Annotated in this window: 4 protein-coding genes and 1 pseudogene; all 5 read right to left on the minus strand. The window is 37.0% G+C overall.

Features of this window, described 5'->3' with window-relative positions; genetic code table 11:
• Positions 1-146 (minus strand): annotated as a pseudogene (locus tag ABZA26_RS06985) (citrate lyase ACP); the annotation flags it as partial.
• Between the two features lie 206 nt (positions 147-352).
• Positions 353-1,594, minus strand: coding sequence for a methylaspartate ammonia-lyase (locus tag ABZA26_RS06990; RefSeq protein ID WP_372713804.1), 1,242 nt, complete (start codon positions 1,592-1,594; stop codon positions 353-355).
• 90 nt (positions 1,595-1,684) lie between these two features.
• Entirely contained in the window at positions 1,685-3,136 is a 1,452-nt protein-coding gene (locus tag ABZA26_RS06995) for a methylaspartate mutase subunit E (RefSeq protein WP_372713805.1), read from the minus strand.
• 13 nt (positions 3,137-3,149) lie between these two features.
• A complete protein-coding gene (gene glmL / locus ABZA26_RS07000) occupies positions 3,150-4,559 on the minus strand; it encodes a methylaspartate mutase accessory protein GlmL (protein WP_372713806.1) in 1,410 nt (469 codons plus the stop codon).
• Positions 4,560-4,615: 56 nt separating this feature from the next.
• Complete coding sequence (gene glmS / locus ABZA26_RS07005) at positions 4,616-5,035, minus strand: methylaspartate mutase subunit S (RefSeq protein ID WP_372713807.1); 420 nt, start codon at positions 5,033-5,035, stop codon at positions 4,616-4,618.
• Positions 5,036-5,202 lie beyond the last annotated feature (167 nt).

Consider the following 5,202-nt stretch of genomic DNA (forward strand, 5'->3'; position numbering starts at 1 on the left):
CCTATCACTCTTCTTATATCTTCCCCAAATTGTTTCTCCACAATACTTTCGAGATCGATATCAATTCCATTTTCACTAGGCATAAGCATTACATAAATGTCGTTAGATTCTAAAGTCCCGGCTTTAGAAGGTTTGTTAATAGTCATATCCTTCACCTCTTAAATCTATTTAGTTAAAGTCAATAGACCTCACTATACTTTAATGTAGAAATATAAATTTTTCAAATTATTCCTGATTTATTTTTTATTACTATGAATACTAATTTCAGAAAATTATTAAACAACTATTGTCAAAGAAATTATATAATGGAAAAAAGTAGTCCTAGAACTACTTTTTCATCCATATATTATGACTACTTTCTTCTGTTGATAAGTGCCATTACTCTGTTCATCTCGTTGTTAACGATCATGAACCCTTCATCTACACCCATTCCAGGTTTAGCAAGTACTTGTAGTGCTCCACAAGCCATTGCTATGTTAGTAGTTACTTCAGCAGATCTGTTTGTTTCGTTACAAGTTCCTCCAGAATAAGAACCTATACCTTTTTCGTTACAGTAAAGGATCGCTTCAGCAATATTATTTACTCCTCCTAAATCCGGAGTTTTTATTTGAACTACGTGCCCAGCTTTGTTATCAGCAAATAGTTTGATATCTTCTAAAGTATTGCACCACTCATCTGCAACAAGCTCTACATTTATACCTCTTGCATCTACTTCAGCTGTTAGAGCTGCTAATGCTTCGATTTGTTTGTCTCTGTCATCTACGTCCATAGGACCTTCTATTCTTAGTGCAAAAGGCTTAGCAGCTTCTTCTAATGTTGCGATATAGTCAGCCTGAGCTTTTATATCCTGGTCAAATGCCATTCCGATAGTTCCATATACATCTATGTGGAATATTGGACTATAGTTTTCGTCTGTTCTTAGAGCTATTACTCTGTCTCTTAACCATTCTACGTAGTTTTTAAGTATAGAACCATCTACACCTAATTTAGTTTCAACGTTGTTGATAAGTGCATGTGGCATTACGTCTGCACCTTTTATTATCATTTTATCCGCGTTCATTTTTCTGTCATCACCAGACTGAGTGAAAATAGGTCTTTTAGTTACTTCTAGACCTGTAGAATATTCCTCTCTTATAACTTCAGCCATAGTTATTTTTTTAGATTTAGCAACTGCATCTAAGATTGTCTGTGTGATTCCGTATCTAATAGCTGTATGTAATTTCTTACCGTCGATTTCCATTCTGTCGATCTCTTCAGCTAATTCTCTAAAAGTATTTAATTCTCTTCCGATTAATTTAGGAGCGATTTTTTCCATTATTACAGGAATGAAATCTGCTGCTAGGAACAGAGGATCTCTTCCCCCTGCACCAGAGTATTGTACTGCTGCACAGTCTCCGTGAGATACTTGACCATCTTCTAAAACGAACATAACTGAAATCGATTCTCCTGATTGTCTTATGCTCGTAAATCCTGGAGTTACAGCCTCTCCGATGTAGTTCATTCCATCAATTGCTGCTCCGTTTTTTATAGCTTTTTGGTCATCAAAGTAAAATCCAGTTCTTCCTTCTGCACATACGATATCTATAATTTTCATTTATATCCTCCCAGATAAAATTATTTTCAAATCAAAATTTCCAATATTTATGGGAGTCCTTTCAGACTCCCTTAAAATAACAATCCTATACTACTCAGGTCTTCCAATAAGTTTACCTTTTGATACAGCAAATATATCGTCTACAGTTAGTTGGAATCCAACTTCTCTTCCTTCGAATGCAGCTCTTGCTTCTAGGGCAGACTTGTTGAAATCAATGATTTCTTGTGAGAAAGGAACATTTCCTACTTCTAAGTATCTTATTCTTCCTTGGTTGTCTCTTGCTGGAAGCATTTTTCCTGCATTATACATAGATGGAGCGAATGGAATATCTATAACTCCTTGCTCAATTGCTTTAACTGTACCTACAGCTAAATCTCCGTTTCCTAATTCAGAAACTTTATCCATGATAGCTTTAACTTCTTTTTTGATAAGAGCAACTTCAGCAGTTAACTCTTCAGAATCAGAAAGTTTTTGCCCTTCTAGTAAGTTAAGAACCATTTTAGTAGCTTTTATCCCTTCAGCATTTGCCTCTTTTGTAGGGATTCCTATTGCTTCGTGAGGAGTTTTTACTATTACCTTTGTAGCTCCTGAAAGTGCTGCAGTAACAGATGCATTTGAGATAACTCCGAATGCTTTTGCTTCATCTTCAGGGAATCCACCCATCCATTGATGGAATACTGTAGTTATCATCATGTTCTCATAACCCATCTCTGCACAGTACTCTTCAGCCTGTTCTCTTAGAGCTCTTATTGCAGCGACGTCTTGTACTAAGTTTCCACACTGTCCATATCCTAGTGTTATGTTTTTTACTCCTTGCTCAGCAGCTAAAACACACTCAAGAATTTGAACTACGTTTGACATACTTGGCGGAACAAGTGTTCCAGTTAATGGTCCGAAAGGCTCTCTGTTTATTGATACTCCCTGCTCTTCATACCATCCGATTAGTCTGTCAACATACTGCCAGTCAAGAAGTGTTCTTTCTAAAGAAACTGATTTTGCATAAGGAATGTTGTAAGAAATTCCTCCACCTTCATTTGAAGTAAATCCAGCAGCGATCATTATTTCAGAAAGTAATCTTGCATCTGGAGTTCCGTGTCTCAACTGAAGAGGAAGGTTTACAGATTCTACTACCTTTCTACATCCTTCTACCCCATGATTTACACCTGGAAATCCGTTAAGTAGAGATCTTCCGGCTCTTCTTGATTCAATTATTCCTCTTTCGCACTCTTCATATTTATTTTGTCTAGTATAAGAATCTATTGTTGAAGGAAGAAGGTCTGCTCCCCCTTTATTATCTAGAAAGTTAAGAAGTTCAATATGCTCGTCAATAAGTGCAACTCCCGCTCTTGGCTGTGCTAGAGTTATTCCTCTCTCTTTTGCATCTACTAGCTTCTTTGCAAAGTTCTTGTGATCAGGTAATGCTTTATGGTAAGCTACAGCCTCATCAAGATTAACATCTGCTCCTGTTGGCCATTGCTTTAGTACCTCTTCTCTTACCTTCATGAACTCTTCTTCTGTCCACCTATTAAACTTTAACTTCATTACGTTAGCCTCCTTAATTAGCTTCTACTAAATATTTTTTCATAATTCTGACTGCCATATCTGGCATATCCTGAGCAAACAGTCCCATAGCCGAAAGTATATACGATTTGTCTATTAAGAATTTTGGATTTTTAGGTCTCAGATATATAGGTTCACTAGAATCAAAATTTCCAGCCTTTAGTATATGAGAAGGATTCTCACTATGGACAATTACTCCTCCTGTACCGATTATATAAGGCGCTTCCATCAAATCTTTACCAACCTGGTGATACATCGTCCCCATCGGAGTATAGATGCATTCCAAAAATCCACAGTGTCTCTTCATAGCTAATTCCGTGGCAGCTTTTGCCATCGATTCATCAAATTTCAAATCCTCTTCACTAGAAGGAACCATTTTTATGTTGTCATGCCTGTAAAGGCATCTGTCTTTTATGTCAATTTCTCTTTCTAAATCTCCTAGATAGTTCCTTAGCTTTTTAGTTCCTGCTGCTTCTAATAATGAGAGGGCTGAATATCTCATTCCCAGGTCTCCCTCTACACTTCTCTTAGAGTAAGGATCTTCTAGTCCCTTCATTACCACTCCAGGTTGTGAAGGTTCTCCTTTTCCTATAGAGTGTATATCTGTGGTCGCACCACCTATATCTACTATTATAAGATCTCCTAGTCCTGCTTCTTCATCAGTACCGTCTGCCAGGACCTCAGCAGCTTTCAGAACAGCAGCAGGAGTTGGCATTACTATATCTCCTACCAGTTCTTCTGCATTTTTAAGTCCTTTAGCTTCTACAATTTTATTCATAAAAACTTTTCTGATCTCTTCTCTTGTAGGCTCCACATTGAGTTTTTTCAGCTGTGGTAAAACGTTATCAGCTATCTGATAGTCGACGCCGGTTCCTTTAAATATCTCTTCGATTTCATCTACAGCTGATTTATTACCAGCTACGACTACCGGAACCCCTATACCAAATTCAACGATCATCTTTGCATTATGAATTATGCACTCTTTGTTTCCACCGTCGGTTCCCCCTGCTAACAGGATTATATCTGCACTAGAGTCTTTAATCTCCTGCATCTCCCTGTGACTCAGTTCATAAGAATAAGTTTTCATTACTCTGGCCCCGGCTCCAAGTGCTGCCTTTTTTGCCGCTTCCACTGTGAGATCAGGAACTAGTCCGATGGCAAACATCTTTAGTCCCCCTGCAGCAGATGAGCAGGCTATTTTTTTTACAAAGTCAACTTCATCGAAATTAACTTTTTTACTTATTTCAGTTTTCAGACTTTCAAAAGCCCTGTTGTAACCTACCATAATATCATCTTCTATTGTGGTGATATCTTTAGCGGTTGCTAAAATTACTTCGCTATCTATATCTATAGCTGTAAGCTTCGTGTAGGTGCTCCCAAAATCTATAGTAAGATATACTTTCATAAAAAATCATCTCTTTTCTATATTCTTTTAAATTTAGCTACACATACAGACTAGTGTTATGCGATTGATAAATCTTTTTTAAGGTCTTCTGCTGTGATTTCAATGGCAGTTCCAGGAGCATATACTCTGTCGAATCCCATAGTTTCAAATCTCTTTTCAACATCTTCCCAAGTTTGTTTTCCAACTACTATGTTTCCGCCAACATAAAGAACGATATCTTTAAGACCAGCTTCGTCACACTTTTCTCTCATCCCTTGACAGTCTAGTTCTCCGTGACCGTAAAGTGAAGAAACAATTATTGCGTCAGCATTTGTTTCCACAGCTGCGTTTATAAAGTCCTCTTGAGGAGATAAAACTCCTATGTTCACAACGTCAAATCCTTGCTTCACTAATACGTGATCGATAATTTTGTTTCCTACAGCATGACAGTCAGATCCTATTACTCCTATTACAACTTTCTTTCCATTTTTCTTCATAACTTCGATTGCCTCCCTGTTTTATAAAAGAACTTTTTGTTTGGTATGTTAATTGTTTTATGTCTCTCTATACACAGAGTATACTCTTTTTTTTTTATTATGCAACAACTATTTATTTTTTATATAGAAACTATTGAGCCTTTCTATTCGGTATATCCAGAAGGCTC

Origin of the sequence: Ilyobacter sp. (genome assembly GCF_041583315.1) — a bacterium.
Lineage (GTDB): Bacteria > Fusobacteriota > Fusobacteriia > Fusobacteriales > Fusobacteriaceae > Ilyobacter.

Bases quoted from the DNA above. Each gene is read 5' to 3' on its own strand.
- ABZA26_RS06990 (WP_372713804.1), bottom strand. From the start codon at position 1,594: ATGAAAATTATAGATATCGTATGTGCAGAAGGAAGAACTGGATTTTAC.
- ABZA26_RS06995 (WP_372713805.1), bottom strand. From the start codon at position 3,136: ATGAAGTTAAAGTTTAATAGGTGGACAGAAGAAGAGTTCATGAAGGTA.
- glmL (WP_372713806.1), bottom strand. From the start codon at position 4,559: ATGAAAGTATATCTTACTATAGATTTTGGGAGCACCTACACGAAGCTT.
- glmS (WP_372713807.1), bottom strand. From the start codon at position 5,035: ATGAAGAAAAATGGAAAGAAAGTTGTAATAGGAGTAATAGGATCTGAC.